The organism is Gaiella sp. (assembly GCF_039915195.1).
Taxonomy (GTDB): domain Bacteria; phylum Actinomycetota; class Thermoleophilia; order Gaiellales; family Gaiellaceae; genus Gaiella.
Map to the genome: position 1 here is coordinate 1 of NZ_JBDSNT010000051.1, position 17,026 is coordinate 17,026.

At 67.2% G+C, this 17,026-nt stretch carries 18 protein-coding genes and 1 tRNA gene; 6 read left to right on the forward strand and 13 right to left on the reverse strand.

The window, feature by feature from the left end; translation table 11 throughout:
• Nucleotides 1-347, forward strand: a 347-nt coding sequence (locus tag ABIR74_RS04755; protein ID WP_348175479.1) for a nuclear transport factor 2 family protein, incomplete at its 5' end; no start/stop codon positions are given.
• A 50-nt stretch (nucleotides 348-397) separates the two neighbouring features.
• Here ABIR74_RS04755 and ABIR74_RS04760 read toward each other — a convergent pair.
• A tRNA-Glu gene (locus ABIR74_RS04760) sits at nucleotides 398-470 on the reverse strand.
• 334 nt (nucleotides 471-804) lie between these two features.
• On the opposite strand from ABIR74_RS04760, the gene ABIR74_RS04765 reads away from it, so the two are divergent.
• Genes ABIR74_RS04765 through ABIR74_RS04775 form a run of 3 tightly spaced genes read left to right on the forward strand, consistent with a single transcriptional unit; the run spans nucleotide 805 to nucleotide 3,558 of the window.
• The gene (locus tag ABIR74_RS04765; RefSeq protein ID WP_348175481.1) at nucleotides 805-1,908 is read left to right on the forward strand and encodes an acyl-CoA desaturase; all 1,104 of its coding nucleotides are present in this window, start codon (nucleotides 805-807) and stop codon (nucleotides 1,906-1,908) included.
• A gap of 28 nt (nucleotides 1,909-1,936) precedes the next feature.
• Entirely contained in the window at nucleotides 1,937-2,713 is a 777-nt protein-coding gene (locus ABIR74_RS04770) for an MOSC N-terminal beta barrel domain-containing protein (RefSeq protein ID WP_348175483.1), read from the forward strand.
• Nucleotides 2,710-3,558, forward strand: a complete 849-nt coding sequence (locus tag ABIR74_RS04775) for a VOC family protein (protein ID WP_348175484.1) — start codon at nucleotides 2,710-2,712, stop codon at nucleotides 3,556-3,558. The genes ABIR74_RS04770 and ABIR74_RS04775 overlap by 4 nt, the downstream gene beginning before the upstream one ends.
• Here the strand turns inward: ABIR74_RS04775 and ABIR74_RS04780 are convergent.
• The 3 genes from ABIR74_RS04780 to ABIR74_RS04790 are packed head-to-tail and all read right to left on the reverse strand — an operon-like array spanning nucleotide 3,526 to nucleotide 7,209.
• Nucleotides 3,526-3,894 carry a hypothetical protein gene (locus ABIR74_RS04780; RefSeq protein ID WP_348175486.1) on the reverse strand — a complete coding sequence of 123 codons (369 nt, stop codon included), beginning with the start codon at nucleotides 3,892-3,894 and terminating at the stop codon, nucleotides 3,526-3,528. The two genes, ABIR74_RS04775 and ABIR74_RS04780, sit on opposite strands and share 33 nt — an antisense overlap.
• Nucleotides 3,878-4,747, reverse strand: coding sequence for a hypothetical protein (locus ABIR74_RS04785; protein WP_348175488.1), 870 nt, complete (start codon nucleotides 4,745-4,747; stop codon nucleotides 3,878-3,880). The genes ABIR74_RS04780 and ABIR74_RS04785 overlap by 17 nt, the downstream gene beginning before the upstream one ends.
• Nucleotides 4,744-7,209, reverse strand: coding sequence for an AAA family ATPase (locus ABIR74_RS04790; protein ID WP_348175490.1), 2,466 nt, complete (start codon nucleotides 7,207-7,209; stop codon nucleotides 4,744-4,746). Before ABIR74_RS04790 ends, ABIR74_RS04785 begins: the two co-directional genes overlap by 4 nt.
• A 76-nt stretch (nucleotides 7,210-7,285) precedes the next feature.
• On the opposite strand from ABIR74_RS04790, the gene ABIR74_RS04795 reads away from it, so the two are divergent.
• Nucleotides 7,286-7,744 carry a peptidylprolyl isomerase gene (locus tag ABIR74_RS04795; protein ID WP_348175492.1) on the forward strand — a complete coding sequence of 153 codons (459 nt, stop codon included), beginning with the start codon at nucleotides 7,286-7,288 and terminating at the stop codon, nucleotides 7,742-7,744.
• Nucleotides 7,745-7,772: 28 nt separating this feature from the next.
• Here ABIR74_RS04795 and ABIR74_RS04800 read toward each other — a convergent pair whose 3' ends face one another.
• A complete protein-coding gene (locus ABIR74_RS04800; RefSeq protein ID WP_348175494.1) occupies nucleotides 7,773-8,366 on the reverse strand; it encodes a hypothetical protein in 594 nt (197 codons plus the stop codon).
• Between the two features lie 128 nt (nucleotides 8,367-8,494).
• On the opposite strand from ABIR74_RS04800, the gene ABIR74_RS04805 reads away from it, so the two are divergent.
• A complete protein-coding gene (locus tag ABIR74_RS04805; RefSeq protein WP_348175496.1) occupies nucleotides 8,495-9,796 on the forward strand; it encodes an MATE family efflux transporter in 1,302 nt (433 codons plus the stop codon).
• On the opposite strand, the gene ABIR74_RS04810 is transcribed toward ABIR74_RS04805, so the two are convergent.
• From ABIR74_RS04810 to ABIR74_RS04845, 8 genes are read right to left on the reverse strand one after another with little or no spacing between them, the layout of a single operon-like run.
• Complete coding sequence (locus ABIR74_RS04810) at nucleotides 9,789-10,550, reverse strand: GNAT family N-acetyltransferase (protein WP_348175498.1); 762 nt, start codon at nucleotides 10,548-10,550, stop codon at nucleotides 9,789-9,791. The genes ABIR74_RS04805 and ABIR74_RS04810 overlap by 8 nt on opposite strands.
• 21 nt (nucleotides 10,551-10,571) lie before the next feature.
• A complete protein-coding gene (locus ABIR74_RS04815) occupies nucleotides 10,572-10,766 on the reverse strand; it encodes a hypothetical protein (protein ID WP_348175500.1) in 195 nt (64 codons plus the stop codon).
• A gap of 42 nt (nucleotides 10,767-10,808) precedes the next feature.
• On the reverse strand, nucleotides 10,809-11,678 hold the full coding sequence (locus tag ABIR74_RS04820; RefSeq protein ID WP_348175502.1) for an MBL fold metallo-hydrolase: 870 nt from the start codon (nucleotides 11,676-11,678) through the stop codon (nucleotides 10,809-10,811).
• Between the two features lie 51 nt (nucleotides 11,679-11,729).
• Nucleotides 11,730-12,887: a cystathionine gamma-synthase gene (locus ABIR74_RS04825; protein ID WP_348175504.1), complete on the reverse strand. Its 1,158-nt coding sequence runs from the start codon at nucleotides 12,885-12,887 to the stop codon at nucleotides 11,730-11,732.
• Between the two features lie 24 nt (nucleotides 12,888-12,911).
• Nucleotides 12,912-14,045, reverse strand: a complete 1,134-nt coding sequence (locus ABIR74_RS04830; protein WP_348175505.1) for a crosslink repair DNA glycosylase YcaQ family protein — start codon at nucleotides 14,043-14,045, stop codon at nucleotides 12,912-12,914.
• Nucleotides 14,046-14,074: 29 nt separating this feature from the next.
• Nucleotides 14,075-15,025: a pyridoxal-phosphate dependent enzyme gene (locus tag ABIR74_RS04835; protein ID WP_348175528.1), complete on the reverse strand. Its 951-nt coding sequence runs from the start codon at nucleotides 15,023-15,025 to the stop codon at nucleotides 14,075-14,077.
• Nucleotides 15,022-15,990 (reverse strand): ornithine cyclodeaminase family protein, encoded by a 969-nt coding sequence (locus tag ABIR74_RS04840; protein ID WP_348175507.1) that lies wholly within the window; start codon nucleotides 15,988-15,990, stop codon nucleotides 15,022-15,024. The genes ABIR74_RS04835 and ABIR74_RS04840 overlap by 4 nt, the downstream gene beginning before the upstream one ends.
• Nucleotides 15,987-16,961 (reverse strand): aldo/keto reductase, encoded by a 975-nt coding sequence (locus ABIR74_RS04845; RefSeq protein ID WP_348175508.1) that lies wholly within the window; start codon nucleotides 16,959-16,961, stop codon nucleotides 15,987-15,989. Before ABIR74_RS04845 ends, ABIR74_RS04840 begins: the two co-directional genes overlap by 4 nt.
• Nucleotides 16,962-17,026 lie beyond the last annotated feature (65 nt).

A 17,026-nucleotide genomic window follows, 5' to 3' on the forward strand; every position in this document is an offset into this window, starting at 1 on the left:
TGAGCACGTTGCTGGACGGCGCGGTGCACGAGGTGATCCCGTCTCCGGTCGGAGCGCTCGACGACGCGGCGTCCCAGCGCGCCTACTACGAGCTGCTCTTCGGCTCGATCGAGGGTGAGCGTGTTGAGCCTCTGCGCCGCTATCACGGGGAGGATTTCGTCGTCGACGAATCATTGTGGCACGGCCGGATCGAGGACGGGCGACCGTTTCTGTGCGACGGGCGCAGTGGCGACGTGAGCTTCCGCCTCCTCCACGTGTTCGAGATCCGTGACGGCAAGATCGCCCGCGAACAGGTGTGGTGCGACCTGGCGGCGATCCAGCGGCAGCTCGGCTACACGGTGAGCTGATCGCAAGAATCGAGCCGCTGAGCAGACATTGACGTACCACGGTAGACGCATGCCCCCAACGGGATTCGAACCCGTGTAGCCACCTTGAAAGGGTGGTGACCTAGGCCGCTAGTCGATGGGGGCGGCCGGACGATCGTACCTGCCAAGCTGTTCTGTCCCCTTCGCCATGGGCGCATCGGTGGAGATTCGCCGTCGCGTCATCCTGCAGATCCGGACGCTGACCTGATCCGCCCGACCAGCCGCGCGTCAACCTTGCTCGTGTCGCGGCCCCGGACAATGAACAGGCCCACCCACCGCTCCGGAGGTGTTTCACGTTTCAGCAGCGAGGGTAGACTCTCCTGGCAACCTGGTTTGCTTCATTCACTCCACACTCTTCTCGACAGGGCGCTTGGCCGCGTACCCCACCCGGACGCGATACCCTCTGCGTTCTCCCTAACCGTTCGCAGAGGGAGGCACCATGGCAGGAGCCGTACCGAAGCTTGCGTTTGACAACGGTGGAGCGTTCATCCGGGACACGCGTGCTGAAGTAGAGGCGTACCTCGCGCGCGGCAGCACCCGCCTCCGTGGAGCGCTCGTTCTCTACGCGAAGGCCCCGATCGCACTCGCGCTCACCGCCGTCTCGTGGTCGGTGCTGATCTTCGCCCAACCCGGTGTCATCGTCGGATTGCTCTGCCTCGTCGGACTCGTGCTCGGCGCGATGCTGACCGCGTTCTGCGTTCAGCACGACGCGAATCACGGCTCGTACTTCAAGCAGCGCCGCTGGAACCATCTCGTCGGTTGGTCGACCGACTCGTTGCTCGGCTTCTCGAGTTACGCCTGGCGCGTCAAGCACAACGTTGCGCATCACACCTACACCAACGTCGACGGCTACGACGACGACGCAACACAGGTGCCGCTCGCGCGCTTCGCTCCGTCCCAGCCGACCCGACCGTGGTACCGCTTCCAGCAGTACTACATCTGGCCGATGTACACGCTCATGGGGTTGCGCTGGCAGACCGTTGGTGACCTGCATGCCTTCAGACGGGGCACGGTCGGCGAGAGCACCCTGAAGCGGCCGCGCGGCTGGACGCTCTTCGGCGTCATTGCCGGCAAGGCTTTCTTCATCACCTGGGCGATCGTGATCCCGTTGCTCGTCTACCCGTGGTGGGGCGTTCTTGCCGCGTACGTCTTCTTCACGATGATCACGAGCCTGATCATGGCGACGACGTTTCAGCTTGCACACTGCGTCGAGGAGGCCTCCTTCGCCTCTGCGGACGAGCTTCGGACCGAGCGCCGGATCTGGGCCGTTCACGAGGTCGAGACGACTGTCGACTTCTGCCCACGGAATCCCGTACTGACGTGGATGCTCGGCGGGCTCAACTTCCAGATCGAGCACCACCTCTTCCCCAAGGTGCCGCACACGCACTACCCGAAAATCGCCGAGATCGTGCGGCGCAACTGCCTCAAGCACGATGTCCGGTACTCCTTCCATCCCTCGCTCGGACGGGCGTTGCGATCGCACTTCCTCCATCTGCGCGAAATGGGTCGGCTTGGGCTGCCTCCCGAGATCGAGATGGGGTAGGCGCGCCGTCTCTGGCTAGGCTCCGCTGATGGACTCGGCGTCGGTCAGCGAAATTGCGTACTGCCCGGTGAAGGGTCTCGCCCTCACGCTCCACGACACGGTTGACCTCGAGCTCACGGGCGTGCGCGACAACCGGCGCTTCCACCTCGTCGGGACGGATGGCCGACTCGCGAACGGGAAGAGGGCGGGTGCGCTCGTCCAGATCGCGGCGACGTGCGACCCCGACGGCACTGCGCTTGCGCTGCGCTTTCCCTGCGGGAGCGTGATCGAGAGCGAGGTCGCGCTCGGCGCCCCGATCGTGACGGACTTCTACGGTCGGCCTGCAGGCGGACGCCTCGTCGAAGGCCCGTTTGCACAGGCGCTCTCGGACTTCGTCGGCCGCGACCTCAGGCTCGTGCGGTTGGATGAGCCCGGCGCGGGATCCGATCGCGGCAGCGAAGGTAGCGTCTCGCTCGTGTCGACCGCCACGCTCGAGCGGCTCGCGCTGGAGGCTGAGCGGGAGACGATAGACAGCCGGCGCTTCAGGATGCTGTTCACGATCACGGGCGTCGGCGAGCACGAGGAGGAGACGTGGCTCGGTCGCACCGTGGCGATCGGAGACGCGATCGTCCGGCTGGAGGACGTCGTCGGCAGATGCGCCGTGACAACCCAGGATCCAGACACGGGCGTGCCCGACCTCGACACGCTGCGCATCCTCAAGCGCTATCGCCCAACCGGCGGCGCGGAGCCGCTGCCAATCGGGGTGTGGGGTCAGGTCGAGCAGCCGGGTGTCGTGCGGATCGGAGACGCGGTGCGCGCGCAGTGACGATCGATCCCACGACGTCGATCGGGTCGGTCGAACTCACGGTCGGTGATCTTGAGGTGCAGGCGAGCTTCTACTGCGACGGCATCGGGCTGCGCGAGCTTCGGCGAACAGATGACACCGTGGAGCTCGGCGTTGCGCAGGACGGCGCCACGCTCGTCACGCTCGTCCACCGGCCCGACGCTCCAGTACGGCCCGCCCGAACGACCGGCCTGTTTCATCTCGCGCTGCTCGTGCCGGGCCGCGCCGAGCTCGCGCGTGCAGTTCATCGTGTTCGGACGGCAGGGTGGAGGTTCACCGGTGCGTCCGATCACCTCGTCTCCGAGGCGCTCTATCTCGACGACCCGGAAGGCAACGGAATCGAGATCTACTGCGACCGGCCACGCGAAGAATGGGAAAGCGACAACGGTGAACTGCGGATGGGCACATTGCCGCTCGACCTCGCGGGCGTTCTTGCTGGAGTCGAGGACGGAGATGCGGGGGACGGAATGGTGAGCGGCACGCGAATCGGGCACGTCCACCTCCAGGTCGCGGACCTTCCGGGAGCCGAGGCGTTCTACGTCGAGACGCTCGGGTTCGACGTGACCGTGCGCGCTTATCCCGGTGCGCTCTTCGTGTCTGCTGGCGGGTATCACCACCATCTCGGGCTCAACACGTGGGCCGCTGTCGGCGCGCCGGCGCCGCCCGCGGGCGCGCGCGGCCTACGCTCGTTCTCCGTCGTCCTTTCCGATCAGAACGAGCTCGACGCCGTGTGGAGATCTCTCGCGGAAGCGGGATACGACGGGTGCGACGAACGGACATCCGTCACGGACCCGTCAGGCAACAGGCTCGTTCTGACCACCATCTGACCGCGTTGCCACGGCTGCGGCGCGCGCTTGCCGCTCGTACGGGTTGTTCGCGTACCCGGTTCCGAGGTAGCTCAGGGGCATCCGGATCGGCCGATGCTGCATCTGCCAGACGTGGCACAACTCGTGAGTGACGAGGTCGTCCGAGACGTCGTCGGAGCGGAGGAGGATCACGCGGTGGAAGGCGTACCCGTCGAAGCGACGAAGCCACGGCAGCCGGAAGAACCACGGGGTTGTGTAGAGCCGTAGTCCCTCGATGCGCACCGGCGTCCGCCACCAGTCGAGCCGGTCGAGACGCGCCTTGGCGGCGACGAGCCGCGGATTACGCGCCGAGGACAACCGGGTCGTAGACGAGCACTGCGCTTCCGTCCTGGGCACGCTGGACGTCGAACGAGTAGAGCCTCGGCAGCGTGAGCTGGTCGACGAGGTCGATTTCACGCTGAGGCATCGTCCCCACGGTCGGCGTCTTCGGAGCGATCGTCGCGTAGAGAGGCTTCCGTAACATGGAGCTCACGTCGCTTCTCTTGAGGAACACTGAGGTAGGCGCCGCCTCACCGTCGGGGCGCGGCGGAAGGAAGACCGAGACCGACTCGATGCCATCGACGTACTTGAAGGTGTAGAGCGCGAGCTCGAGGGCCTCGCGGCGGAGAAGCGCCTGCCGCCCCTCCGAGGGAGCGCCGCTCGCGATCGAACAGCCGGTCCCGAGTCCACAGAGGACGAACTGCAGGCTCTTGTCGGTCGGGATCACGTCGAACTCGCCCTCTTCATTCTGCCCGGTCGACGTGTCGGGGCGAATCGCGATCGTGCTCACGGGCACATCGCCGTCTCCACTCGTGATGCGCGGTGGACTGACGATCGCCGCGGCCAGTTGCTGGCCGCCCTCCAGGCGATAGGACTTCGCTACCCGATTCGCGATCTGGCGGGCCTGAGCGGTTTCGCTGCCGGTCGGCTCCCAATTCGACCACCTCGCCGGTGGGGCGGGGTCAGGACGGCCCATCTGCACGACGAAAGCACCGACTCCGATGCCGGCTACGAGCGCAAGCGTGATGTAGACGATGGTGAAGCGCGAGCTATACGCCGCGCTGCGCGCGCGGTCGCCACGCGACGGCCGGTCGGAGGCGCCTATCGGCTGAGCGGGCTCGGCGTCGATGAAGACGGGCGCCTCATCCCCGGGCGTCGGCGTCTCGGTCACGATCGCTGCTCCACCGGTGTGCCGAAACCGGGTGGCTGCGGGCCACGGCCAACGGCTGCGGAGAACTCGAGGGGAGGCCAGACCGCCTCGTCTGCAAGGTCGAGCTCGGGAATCGTGATCTCTGCGGATTCGAGCAGGCGAAGGAGCTCGTCGCCCATGATCTCGAGCTTCGCTTCGAGCGCATCCGCAATCGCCTCGATTCCGGCGCGATTCGCGAGTGCCAGGTTGTGGGCGGTCACATATGCCTGTCCGAGGATCTGGGCCGCGACGATCCTCTTCGCCGGATCACCGAGGACGCCGGCGATCGGATCGGCGTCGAACGGACCGCCGCCACCCGCGCGCGCCATGATCTGCAGTCCGATCTTCTCGAACCGGTCGAGCACCTCCTTGCGTGCCTGCTCCTCGCTCTCGCCGTTCCTCGGCGTGACGCGGAACGGCTGCGGCCCCATCGCGGCCCGACCCACCATGAGCGCCGCGCGTGCCGTAACGCCTGCGACGTCGCCGCCGACGCCGTTCGAGTTCTCGCCGTAGACGATCCGCTCGGCCGCCATCGCGCCGAGCCCCCAGACGATATCGTGGAACATCTCGTGCTGGAACGAGAAGAGCCGCTCCTCCTTCTCGATCATCCAGTGGTGCCCGCCGACGCCCTGATCGCCCCGCTTCTTGATCGTCAGCCGGGTCGATTCCCGCCCGGTCAGGTACACGTGCCCGGCGACCGCGTGGCCCGCTTCGTGGATCGCGACGGCGCGCCGCTCCATCGGGATGTACTCGGACCCGCTCGCGGTGCCGGCGTCGAGCGTCGTCACCGCCTCGACGAGATCGTCCCACCCGAAGCCCTGGCTTCCCGTGTGATGGGCGATCGTCAGCGCCATCGAGATAGCTTGCTCGATCATCGCCGGGGAATAGCCGCTCATGATTCGCGCGATCTCGTCCCGGCGCGTCGGCGAGTCGAGCTCGTCGTCGTGCGACACCTTGCCGATGTAGAGATCGAGGATGTCGAGGCGATCCTGCTTGCTCGGCGTGCGGAACCAGACGTGGCGGCCCATCCGTCCCGGGCGAATGAGTGCCGGATCGAGACGGTCGATGGGGACGTTCGTCGCGCCGATGAAGTAGATCTGATCGTTGCGCGGCCGCGCGGCTGGAAGGCGGAGCTTCACCTTGCCGATCGACCGGGGAATGATGAACGTCGCGTCGAGCAGGGTGTTGAGCTTGCTCGTCGAGTAGCGCCGCATGAACGGCGGGTTGTCGATGCCGTCCATCACGACGAGCAGCTGGTTGAGCGCCATCCCGCCGCCCATCCCGCCCATCCCGCCCGGGAACATGAAGTTGAAGACGCTTGCCATGCGCAGCTGGAAGCCGGAGACCCCGATCGGCTGCGGTGCGCGCGAGTCGAAGAGCCGATCGCGCCAGGCCCGCGTCTCGACGATCAGGTCACCCGAGGGGTCGCGGGAGCCGAGCGGCCCGAAGAAGAGCAGCTCCTCCGAGTTGCCGGACTGAAGAGGCTCGAACCCGACAGACCCGGTTCCGAGCGATTGCCGCCGCATCCCGACGGCATCGATCTCGTCGATGAAGACGATGCACTGGCCGCCCCACTTGCGAGCGAGCTTCTTCGCGCGCCGCGCGAGTACGCGCACGACGATCGCGTCGATCCCGATGAACGTCGCCGCGAAACCGGAGCCGGGCATGGAGATGAACGGTGAGTTGAACCCGGTTGCGATCGCCTTCGCGAGCATGGTCTTGCCGGTGCCAGGCGCACCGAAGAGCAAGAGGCCGCGCTCCCGCTTGCCGCCGGCCCGCTCGAAGTGATCACCGGACTGCCAGATGTCGACGACGCGGCGGACCTCTTCCTTCGCCTCGGTCTGGCCACGCACGTCCTCGAGCTTCACGCCCCATTCGGCATCACCCGGCTCGAAGGACTGCATCTGCGACAGGTTCATCATCAGCAGCGGGCCGAACATGATCGCGAAGTTCGCGAAGAAGAGGAAGAAGACGAAGGCGGCCTGCATCCACAGCGTCGGATTCGTGAGGAGGTTGCCGATCGCATCCACCATCGTCCCGGCAGCTCCCCACCACGTTCCGCCGACGAACAGCCAGGTGATCGAGATCGCGCTCGAGACGATCAGCGCCAGCTTGAACCAGAAGCGCCAGAACCAGGCGCGCCGCCGTCCGACGACGTCGGCCTCGCGGAGTGACGCGCTCGCGACGCCGAAGAGACTCGGCCAGGGGATCAGCCGGCGGAAGATGAGATCGGCGAACCCGCGGAAAACGATCACGGTCCCGAGTGCAGCGAGGAGCGAAACCCACCAACTCCAGCCGTTCTGCTGGTTGAACCAGACGAACAGCGCCGGGGCCGTCATCGCCGCGACAACGGTCGCGACGCGTGTGAGGCGACGCCACGAGCGCGCCAGCTCCTCCGATGCTTCCCCGGACGGGAGGGTCGAGAGTGGCACGGTAGTTGCCATCGTCAGAGTCTAGGACGCTGTCCCCGCACGTATGTTCATCGGCCGTTAAGCAGCAGGGACTTGCTAGCGTCGCGCCATGACACAGGCAACGCTCCACACAAGTGAGGGTTCGATCGAGGTCGAGCTCTTCCCGGAAGATGCACCGAAGACCGTCGAGAACTTTACGAAGCTCGCAGGAGAGGGCTTCTACGACGGGTTGATCTTCCATCGCGTGATCCCCGACTTCATGATCCAGGGCGGGTGTCCGGAAGGCACGGGCACCGGCGGCCCGGGCTACCAGTTCGAGGACGAGTTCAACGACCACAAGGTCGTCAAGGGCGCGCTCGCGATGGCGAACGCGGGTCCGAACACGAACGGCTCGCAGTTCTTCATCGTCACCGCCGAGGCGACACCATGGCTCGACGGCAAGCACACCGTCTTCGGACAGCTGACGTCTGGACAGGACGTCGTCGATCGCATCTCGCTCGTCGAACGCGACGGTCGCGACAAGCCAAAGACGCCCATCACGCTCGACCGCGTCGAGATCTCGGGATGATTCGGGAGAGTGGGGTGGGGCGCGGGCCTCACCCCGCCCTCCGAGCGTCACGGCGCCGGGCGATGACGGCCACGGTGAGCGCGGCGAGTGCGCCGCCCGTGAGTCCGAGAATCTCGTCCCCGAGCGTGTCGGTGTAGGCGGTCACGACCTCGTCCCCGCCTCTGATGAATGCGAAGTACTCGCCGATCTCCCAGAGGATTGCCGCAGCGGCTCCAAAGCCGACGATCACGGCAAAGAGCACGAGCGGGCGAAGCGTCGTTCTGAGAAGCACCGCTCCGAGCGCACCGCAGAGCAACGCCCAGTTCATGAGGTGGTTGAGGTCGTCCCACCAGACGATCGAGTCGTAGAGGTCGAGCGCGTTGCCCGCGACATCGACGAGGAACGGCGCCACGAGCAGCATGTCGGCTGCATACGGATAGGGCTGTGGCGAGCCGCGCAGTCGCCAGGCGACCGGGACGATGATTGCGGCAATGGGGTAGAGGATCAGGCGCCAGCCAAACGCCTTCCCGTCGAACTGGTCGAGCCCGGAGAAGGCGCCGAAGGCGAGCAGGCCGACGAACAGCGCCTTGAGGCCGACGTTGCACGAGAAGAGCAGTCGCCGGTGAACGATCGGTGCGGCCAAGCATCGAGCGTAGAGCGTGTAGGCGAACCACACAACTTCGCCCGCTCACGTGCCACGATAGTCTGGTCGGGTGAGGATGAGCCTGGCAGGCGGGACCGCGACCGTCGCACATCGCACGCACTAGTCCGTTGCGGCTGCGCTCGGAATACGACCAACGGATCGTCCGGTACGCGATTCCCGCGCTCGGCGCGTTGGCCGCCGAGCCCCTCTATGTGCTCGTCGACACGGCGGTCGTCGGGCACCTCGGTCGCTCCCAGCTCGCGGCGCTCGGCCTCGCGGCGACCGTGCTGTCGGTACTTGCGATGTTCAACTTCCTCCAGTACGGGACGACGGCGCAGGTCGCGCGCGCGACGGGTGCTGGAGAGGATCTGACAGCGGCGCGCCTCGGCGCGCAGTGCCTCTGGCTCTCGCTTGGCTTCGGCTGTGTGGTTGCGCTCGGAGTTGCAGTTCTCGCCGCGACCGTCGTCGACGCAATCGGCGTCGAGGGACAGACGGCGGCGTACGCCGTGACCTATCTCCGCATTGCAGCGCTCGGCGTCCCGTCCGCCTTTCTCGCCATCGGAGGTCAGGGCTTCCTCCGTGGCATCTCGGATCTGCGGACGCCGCTCGTGATCATCATCGCCGGGAACGTCGTCAACCTGATTCTCGAGCTTGTGCTCGTCTACGGCCTCGACCTCGGGATCGAGGGCTCGGCGTGGGGGACGGTCGTGGCGCAGACAGGGATGGGCGTCGCGATGGTGGTCGCAATCCTGCGCCTAGTAGGTCTCGCGAATGCCGGCCTGCGGCCGGAGCTCGCTCGCCGCCTTCTCTCGCTTGGCAAGTTCATCTTCATCCGCACGACGGCCCTCCTCGCCGCATTCCTGCTCGCGGGTGTTGTCGTCGCGCGGCTCGGGGATGCCCCCCTCGCAGCACACCAGGTCGCCTTCCAACTTTGGATTCTTCTCGCCCTGATCCTCGACGCGATCGCGATCGCGGGCCAGATCATCGTCGGGCAGGAGCTCGGTGCAACGCGCCCCGACGCAGCGTTCGCCGCGAGCGTGAGGATGATCGGCCTCTCGATCGCCGTCGGGACCGGGTTCGCGCTCGTCTTCCTAGGGCTCGGGGACGTGATCCCACGCATCTTCACCTCCGATCCCGATGTGCTCGCACAATGCGCCCTGCTCTGGCCGTTGTTTGCATTGATGCAGCCGCTGAACGGCGCCGTGTTCGCGCTCGACGGCATCCTGATCGGAGCGAGCGACGGCGCGTATCTCGCGCTGTCGATGGTGGTCGCATTCGGCGTCTTCACCGGTGCGCTTGCCGTTTCCTCGTGGGCGGAATGGGGTGTCCGCGGCGTCTGGGCGTCGTTGACAGTGCTGATCGTCACGCGGCTCGTGCTGATGGGCGCACGCTTCCGGCGGCGCCAGTGGCTCGTTACGGGGTTTAAGTGATCTGGGCCGGGCGCAACCAGTTGGCCCTCACTGTGACCTCCGTGAAGCCCGCCCGCAGGATGTTGCGGTAGGAGTTCGAGGGGCGGTCGTCCCGACGCTCGCCGGTCTCGGTCACGACGACGTCACAGCCGATCGCACGCGCGTGGCGAATGCGTTCGGCGAGCAGGGCGCTCTGGCCGCCTTTGCCGCGGTGCTCGGGCAGCGTCGCCGCGAACCCCAGATAGCCAACGCCCTCCGAGGCATACAGCCCGGCCGCCGCAGCCGGCTCGTCGCCGTCGGCCGCGAGCCAGCAATCCCAGCCCAGCTCGTGCGCTCGGGAGGCCCATGCGGCGGCAGCGTCCGGCAGACCGTATCCCGTCGCGACGATCCGGCCGAACGCCTCCGCCTCGACGGGCCCAACGCGAACGAGCGTGAGTTGGGTCGGCCGCTCGGGGATCTCCTCGAGGCCTCGCCGAAACGACATCCAGCCCCAACCCGGCTCGAGACTGCGAGCAAGCAGCCAGTCGACGAGCTCGGGCGGGCGGGCCTCCGCGGCGACGGCGACGTAGCAGCTGACATCGTCGCCTATCGTGGCGAGTGCGGCATCGAGAGCGTCTTCGGTGGCCGGCGCGTCGACTCCCAACCCCACGATCTGATTGAGCATCGGGCTCGTTGGTGCCGCGTCGGCGCGCAGCACGGTGACTCCACCGAGGATCACCGCTTCGGGGTAGAGGCAGCGGTAGGCCGCCAGGGAGACGCGTCCCTCACGCTTCATCTCGTCACGAACAATAGACCGCTACGGCTGCGCCGAGGGTAGTCGCGGCAGCTCGCGCACGACGCGGGAGAGCAGCTGGGCCGAGATCGCGACGAAAACGACGCCCGAGCAGATCCAGAGTGTCGCCTCGATCCCGATTGCGTCCGCGAGCGGGCCGATGACGGCGTACACGGCGGGAGCGAGGACGAGCGAACCGATCGCATCCCAGGCCGACACCCGGGACAGCATCTCGTTCGGCACATGCGTCTGGAGCGCCGTCTACGGAGCGGCTTCGAGACGCTTGCGCCAGTAGCGCTCGAGCCCGAGGAAACACTGGGAGTACGGAGCGGCGTGGTCGTAGTCCTCGACCTGGTCTGGATCGGAGGCGAGGCAGTCTGCGCGGCCGGCTGCGACGAAGGTCGCCTCGTCCATGCCGTGCGCCACGCGCTCGCTCCAGGTGTGGAGTGTCTCTCGCATGCGAGCGAGGTGCTCTGAAACGTCTTCGAAGATGCCGAAGTGCGTCAGTGCGAGCCGGGTCGGCTCACGGCGTCCCGTCTCCTTCAACGTCTCCTCCCACGCCTCGAGGTCGATGTCCGGCGGCGGTGTGGGCGCGAGCACGAAGCGCGCGGGCTCGATCCGAACCCCCACGGAGTCGCCCGCGTAGAGTGTGCCGTCCTCGTGCAGCATCGAGACGTGGTGGCTCGCGTGCCCGGTGCTCGGGAAGCACGCGAGCCCTACGACGCGTTCCCCGACAACCCGAACGTTCGCTTCCGGGACGGCGACGAGCTCGCCCCAGAGGGCGTCGAACGTGTCGCCGTAGAGGCGGCGCGCGCTTGCCTCGAGCCGCGTCGGATCGACAAGGTGCGGTGCCCCGACGGCCGAGACGTGAACGAGCACTGACGGGTTTTCACGGACGATGGCACCTGCGGCGCCGGCATGATCGAAGTGGATGTGGGAAAGCAGGAGATGGCGAATCTCGCCGAGTTCGTATCCGCGTGCGGCGAGGCCTACCCGCAGCGCCGGAAGTGCCGTCGTCGGGCCACAGTCGAAGAGAGCGAGGCCATCGTCGGTCTCGACGAGGTAGACGCCGACGCTACGAGGGTTGCCCTGGTGCAGGAGGTCGATCGGGGCCCACGGCCGGGTGGTCATTCGAGACTCCGTGTCAACACGGGTGAGCCGCGCGTCCGAGTCTGAACCCGCTCACCGCTGCGAGTGGGAAGGAACCGGCACCGGAGCAAGCGCCTGAGCCAGATCCTCGACGAGGTCGCCGGCCGACTCGATGCCGGCGGAGAGGCGAACGAGGTTCCTCGGGGACGCGAACGGGCCGTCTGCGGTCGCCGCGTGCGTCATCCGGAAGGGATGCTCGATCAGGCTCTCGACCCCGCCGAGGCTCTCGGCGAGCGTCCACACCTTCGTGCGGGCGACCATCGCGACCGCTTCCTCCTCGGACTCGAGCAGGAACGAGACCATGCCGCCGAAATCGCGCATCTGGCGTGCGGCGAGCTCGTGTCCGGGGTGGTGTGGTAGGCCCGGATAGAGCACGTCGATCACGGCCGGGTGATCCTGGAGGAACGCGACGACCGCCCGTGCGTTGTCGCAGTGCTGGCGCATCCGGACCGCGAGCGTCTTCAGGCCGCGCAGGACGAGCCAGGCGTCGAACGGCCCGGGCACCGCACCGAGTGACTTCTGCAGGAACCGGAGCCGCTCCGAGATTGTCGGGTCGTTCGTTGCGGCGAAGCCGCCGACGACGTCGGAGTGCCCTCCGAGGTACTTGGTCGTCGAGTGGACGACTATGTCCGCTCCGAGCTCGAGCGGCTGCTGGAGATACGGCGTCGCGAATGTGTTGTCGACGACGAGGAGTGCTCCCGCGGCATGCGCTGCATCGGCTGCCGCCCTGATGTCGACGATGTTGAGCAGGGGATTCGTGGGAGACTCGACCCAGACGATCCGCGTGCGCTCGTCGAGGTGCGCGGCGAGGTTCGTCGAGACCTCGTCGGGCGTGACGTAGTCGAAGACGTAGCCCTTGGGCTCGTACACCTGCGAGAACATCCGGTACATGCCCCCGTAGACGTCGTTGACGCAGACGAGGCGCTGGCCCGGATCGACGAGATGCATGATCGTGGTCGCGGCACCGAGGCCCGACGAGAACGCGTGACCGAAATCGGCGCCCTCGAGCGAGGCAAGGCACTCCTCGAGGGCCGTTCGGGTTGGGTTTGCGACCCGGGCGTAGTCGTAGCCCTTGTGCACTCCCACCGCCTCCTGCGCATACGTGGAGGTCTGGTAGATCGGGGTCGTGACGGCCCCGGTCGTTGGATCGGGCTCCTGCCCAACGTGAATCGCGCGTGTTTCGAAGTCCATCAGGTGATCGTACTCGTCGGTCGGCTAGCGGCGCACCGACTCGAGGCCGCAGGCGCGACGCAGGCGGTCGAGTGCGCGGTCGAGTGCATCGTCGAGGGCGGCGGAGGCGCGAACGCCGCGCTCACGGTGGAATGCCTTCAGCACGAGCGCGCCTTCGGTTCGCTCGGACTTCAGGTCGGCCCGACCGACGATGCGGTCACCGCGGAGGAACGGGAGGACGTAGTAGCCGTACTGTCGTTCGTGCTGCTTCTTGTAGACCTCGATCAGGTGGTCGAAGTCGAGTACGCGACGCGCGAACGGCCGATCCCACAGCAGGTTGTCGAACGGGGAGAGCAGCACGGACGCCGAGGGTGACGCCCGGTCGAGGTCGGCGCCTGCGGTGACGAGGACAGGAGAGCCGTCATCCTCCACGCGAAGCCGCTCGAGAACGCCGTCAACCACGAGTGAGTCGACGATGGGGCGAATCCGTGCGATCCCGCCTCGGAGTCGCCAGTGCTCGACGACGCCGGCTTCCGTCAGTGCGCCGCGCGCGGCGACCGCCTTCACGGTGAGCGTGCGCAGACGCTCGGTCTCGTCGGGCACGGGGGCGTCGAGGAGCGGCTTCGGAATCACGCGCTCCGGGAGGTCGTAGAGCCGCTGGAATCCCTGGCGCCCGGCGATCACCAGATCTCCGTGATTCCAGAGCCGGTCGAGCATGGCCTTCGCCGGCTTCCAGCTCCACATCCCGCCTTCGCTCGTTCCGTCGAAGTGTCGTGAGCCGAGCGGCCCGCGCTCCCGGATCTCGGCAACGATCTCCTCGGCGAGGTGCGGGTGCGTTTCTCCAACGGCGCCGTACCACCCGCGCCCACCCTGGTGCATCTGGGCGGCGAACAGCGGCCAGTCCTCGATCGGCAGCAGGCACGCCTCGTGAGCCCAGTACTCGAACACGTGGCCCTGCGCGAGAAGGCGCCCCACCGTGCCGGGCCGGTAGGTGCCGACACGCGAGGTCAGGGCGATCCGGTGGCTGCGCTCGACTGCCGAGATCGAGTCGAGCTGCACGCACGAGAGTCGGCGAATCGTCTCCTCGACCTCGCGGGGCGTTCCGGTTCGCGACCGGGCGGCATAGCCCTGCGCCGAAATCGTGATTCGACGGATCGCAGTGAGGGAGGCGGTTCTCACATCAGCTCTCGCGCGGGGCGCCGGCGGCGCTAGCCCGGCATGTGGCCGCCGAGGATCGCGGCGAGGCGGGTCGCGTCGATGTTTCCCCCGGAGACGATGCACACGATTCGCCCTGTGTCGGCCCGCCCCGACAGCGCCGCGGCGACAGAGAGAGCGCCTGCTCCTTCGGCGACGACGCTTGCCCGGTCGGCGAGGAGTCTGATCGCGCCGGCCGTTTCCTCGAGCGTCAACGTCACGCCACCGGAGACGAGCGGCCGGGCCTTCTCCCACATCGCGGGGAGCAGGGCCTTGCCGCCCGCTCCGTCGACGAAGGAGGCTCTGTAGTCGACCCCGACCGGTTTGCCTTCGGCAAGTGACGCCGCGAAGGGTGCGCCGGTCTCCGGTTCACAGGCGAGCACCTTCGTCGCCGGGCTGAGCGCAGCGAGCGCGCTCGCAATCCCCGTTGTCAGTCCACCGCCACCCCATGGCACGAGCACCGTGTCGATCTCGTCAAGATCCTCGACGAGCTCGAGCCCGATCGTGCCGTTCCCGGCCATCACGGCATCGTCGAGAACGGGATGGACGAAGTAGCCGTCGACCCCGGGATACTCCCCGTTCTCCATCGTCTCCCACCACGTCTCGAACGGCACCTTGATCACGGTGCCCCCGAGCCGCGCGATCGCGTCGAGCTTGGTCTGTGGAGCGTGGTCGGGGGCGACGACCGTGGCCGGCACTCCTTCCTCGCGGGCGATCCAGGCGACGCCCTGGGCCATGTTGCCGGCACTCGTCGTCAGGACGCCTCCCGCGATCGCTCCCGGAGGCGCACTTCGGATCGCGTTGGCGGCTCCGCGGATCTTGAACGAGCCGATCGGCTGGAGGCACTCGAGCTTGAGCCAGATCTCGGCCTGAGACTCCGGCGCATTGAGGCGCACGAGCGGCGTGCGGATCGCTACATCGGCGATTCGCTCGCGTGCTGCCTCGATCGCCGCGAGCGGGATCAGAAGTCGACCTCGCTGCCGAGGCCGCGCTCGCGGGCGCGCGCCACGAGAAGCTGTGCGGCGGCGAGATCCTCCGACGCGATTCCCATCGACTTGAAGATGGTTAGCTCGTCAGCGGTGCGGCGGCCCGTGGCGTCGCCGTTCAGCAGCTCTCCCAGCTCGGCGATGATGTGCTCCGGGCCGAAGCCGAGCTCGGCGGCCGCGACGAGGAAATCGCCGGACTCGTTGAGCGTCGATTCGCGGCGATCGACGAAGAAGCGAGCCGCAGCAACCGTCTCCGAGCTGAGCTCGCGTGCCTTCCCGTTCGGGAAGGCTCCCGCTGCGTTGATGTGCGTTCCCGGCGCAAGCCACTTCGCCTCGACGATCGGCTCGCTCGCCGAGGTGGCGGTGCACACCACGTCGGCGCCGTCGAGCGCCTCCTCGACCGAGGTCGCAACGAGCGAGTGGGTCTCGAGCGCAAGTGCCTCCGCATGGGAGGGGTTACGGCTCCAGATCCGGATGATCGGGTCGTCGAGCACGGTCTGCATAGCGTCGACGTGGGAGCGCCCCTGAACTCCGGAGCCGAGAATCGCGACGATTCGGGAGTCCGGGCGTGCGAGGAGCTTCGTTGCAACTCCGGAGACCGCCGCAGTTCTGATCTCCGTGATCGGAGACGCGTTGATCACCGCGATCAGCTGGCCGGTTGCGCCGTCGTGGAGGATCACGGATCCCTGGTGGGGGTCGAGGCCCCGCTCAGGGTTCCCCGGGGCGACGACGATCTCCTTCAGGGAAAAGACGGGCTCGTCACCGGCCGAATGTGCCGGCATCAATCCCATCGCGGCCGGGCCTGGCGGCAGCATCAGCGAACGCAGTGGATTCGTCAGCTCGCCACGCGCAAGCCGTGCGAGGACGTCCTCCATCGCCGCGATGCAGGACTCCATGTCGAGTAGCTCACGCACGTCGTGCTCGGAGAGAACGAGAACACTCAAGTGAACACCTCCGTCAGGTTGTCGCGGTCGGTCGGGGAAAGGTCAATCTCGAGAGCCTCGAAGGCGGGAGCCAGGTGCTCGGCGCGGCCGGGGCCGATCACGACCCCCGTCAGCTCGGGAATGGAAAGCGCCCAGGCGAGCGCGAGCCCGGCCATCGACATGCCCCGGGTCGCAGCGTCGCTCTCGAGCTCCTCGAGTGCATCGAAGACACGATCGGACGAATAACCCGCGTAAGGCTCGGGCCTGAGCGTCATTCGCGACCCGGCAGGAGGAGGTTCGTTGCGACGGTACTTTCCCGTGAGCCAACCGCCAGCGAGTGGGCTGAACGGTGTGTAGCCGAGCCCGTACTCGCGAAGGAGGGGGAAGACGGTCTCGAGGTCACGTTGTTCGAGGAGCGAGAAACCGTTCTGAACCCACTCGTACCGTGGCAGGCCCTCGAGCATCGAGATCTCGAGCGCCTCTGCGAGCTGCTCGGCGCGGAAGTTCGAAGCGCCAACGGCACCGATCTTCCCCGCGCGGATGCCATCGGCGAAGGCCTCCAGGGTCTCCTCCTGCGGCGTCACAGGGTCGAAATCGTGCGCGAGATAGAGGGCGACACGGTCGACACCGAGGCGCTGCAGGCTCGAGTCGAGTTGGCGGTGGATGCGGGCGCGGCCGAGTCCGTGATCCTCGTTGTCATCCATCGGATTGAACGTCTTGGTCGCGATCACGAGCCGGTCACGTACCTCTGCGCTCTTCGTCCGGAGCCACTCACCGATGAAGCTCTCGCTCCGCCCGCCGCCATACGCGTCGGCTGTGTCGAACGTCGTGATCCCGCGGTCCCAGGCGGCATCCATGAGGCGGAAGGCGTCGTCCTTCGTCGTTCCCCGGCCGAAGAAGGCTGGTGAGGAGCCGACTCCGCCAAAGTTCCCGCAGCCCAGGATAATCCGTGTGATCGAGACGCCGGTTCGTCCCAGGGCGCGTTCCTCCATTGATCCGATCCTACGGGATCGGGAGAGCAGGTCGCTGCTGTCCCGGGATCGGCTAGGTTCTCTCC

Excerpts from the sequence above, each read along its gene's own strand:
- ABIR74_RS04765 (WP_348175481.1), top strand. The coding sequence starts at position 805 with ATGGCAGGAGCCGTACCGAAGCTTGCGTTTGACAACGGTGGAGCGTTC.
- ABIR74_RS04795 (WP_348175492.1), top strand. The coding sequence starts at position 7,286 with ATGACACAGGCAACGCTCCACACAAGTGAGGGTTCGATCGAGGTCGAG.
- ABIR74_RS04820 (WP_348175502.1), bottom strand. The coding sequence starts at position 11,678 with ATGACCACCCGGCCGTGGGCCCCGATCGACCTCCTGCACCAGGGCAAC.
- ABIR74_RS04845 (WP_348175508.1), bottom strand. The coding sequence starts at position 16,961 with ATGGAGGAACGCGCCCTGGGACGAACCGGCGTCTCGATCACACGGATT.
- ABIR74_RS04770 (WP_348175483.1), top strand. The coding sequence starts at position 1,937 with ATGGACTCGGCGTCGGTCAGCGAAATTGCGTACTGCCCGGTGAAGGGT.
- ABIR74_RS04810 (WP_348175498.1), bottom strand. The coding sequence starts at position 10,550 with ATGAAGCGTGAGGGACGCGTCTCCCTGGCGGCCTACCGCTGCCTCTAC.
- ABIR74_RS04825 (WP_348175504.1), bottom strand. The coding sequence starts at position 12,887 with ATGGACTTCGAAACACGCGCGATTCACGTTGGGCAGGAGCCCGATCCA.
- ABIR74_RS04790 (WP_348175490.1), bottom strand. The coding sequence starts at position 7,209 with ATGGCAACTACCGTGCCACTCTCGACCCTCCCGTCCGGGGAAGCATCG.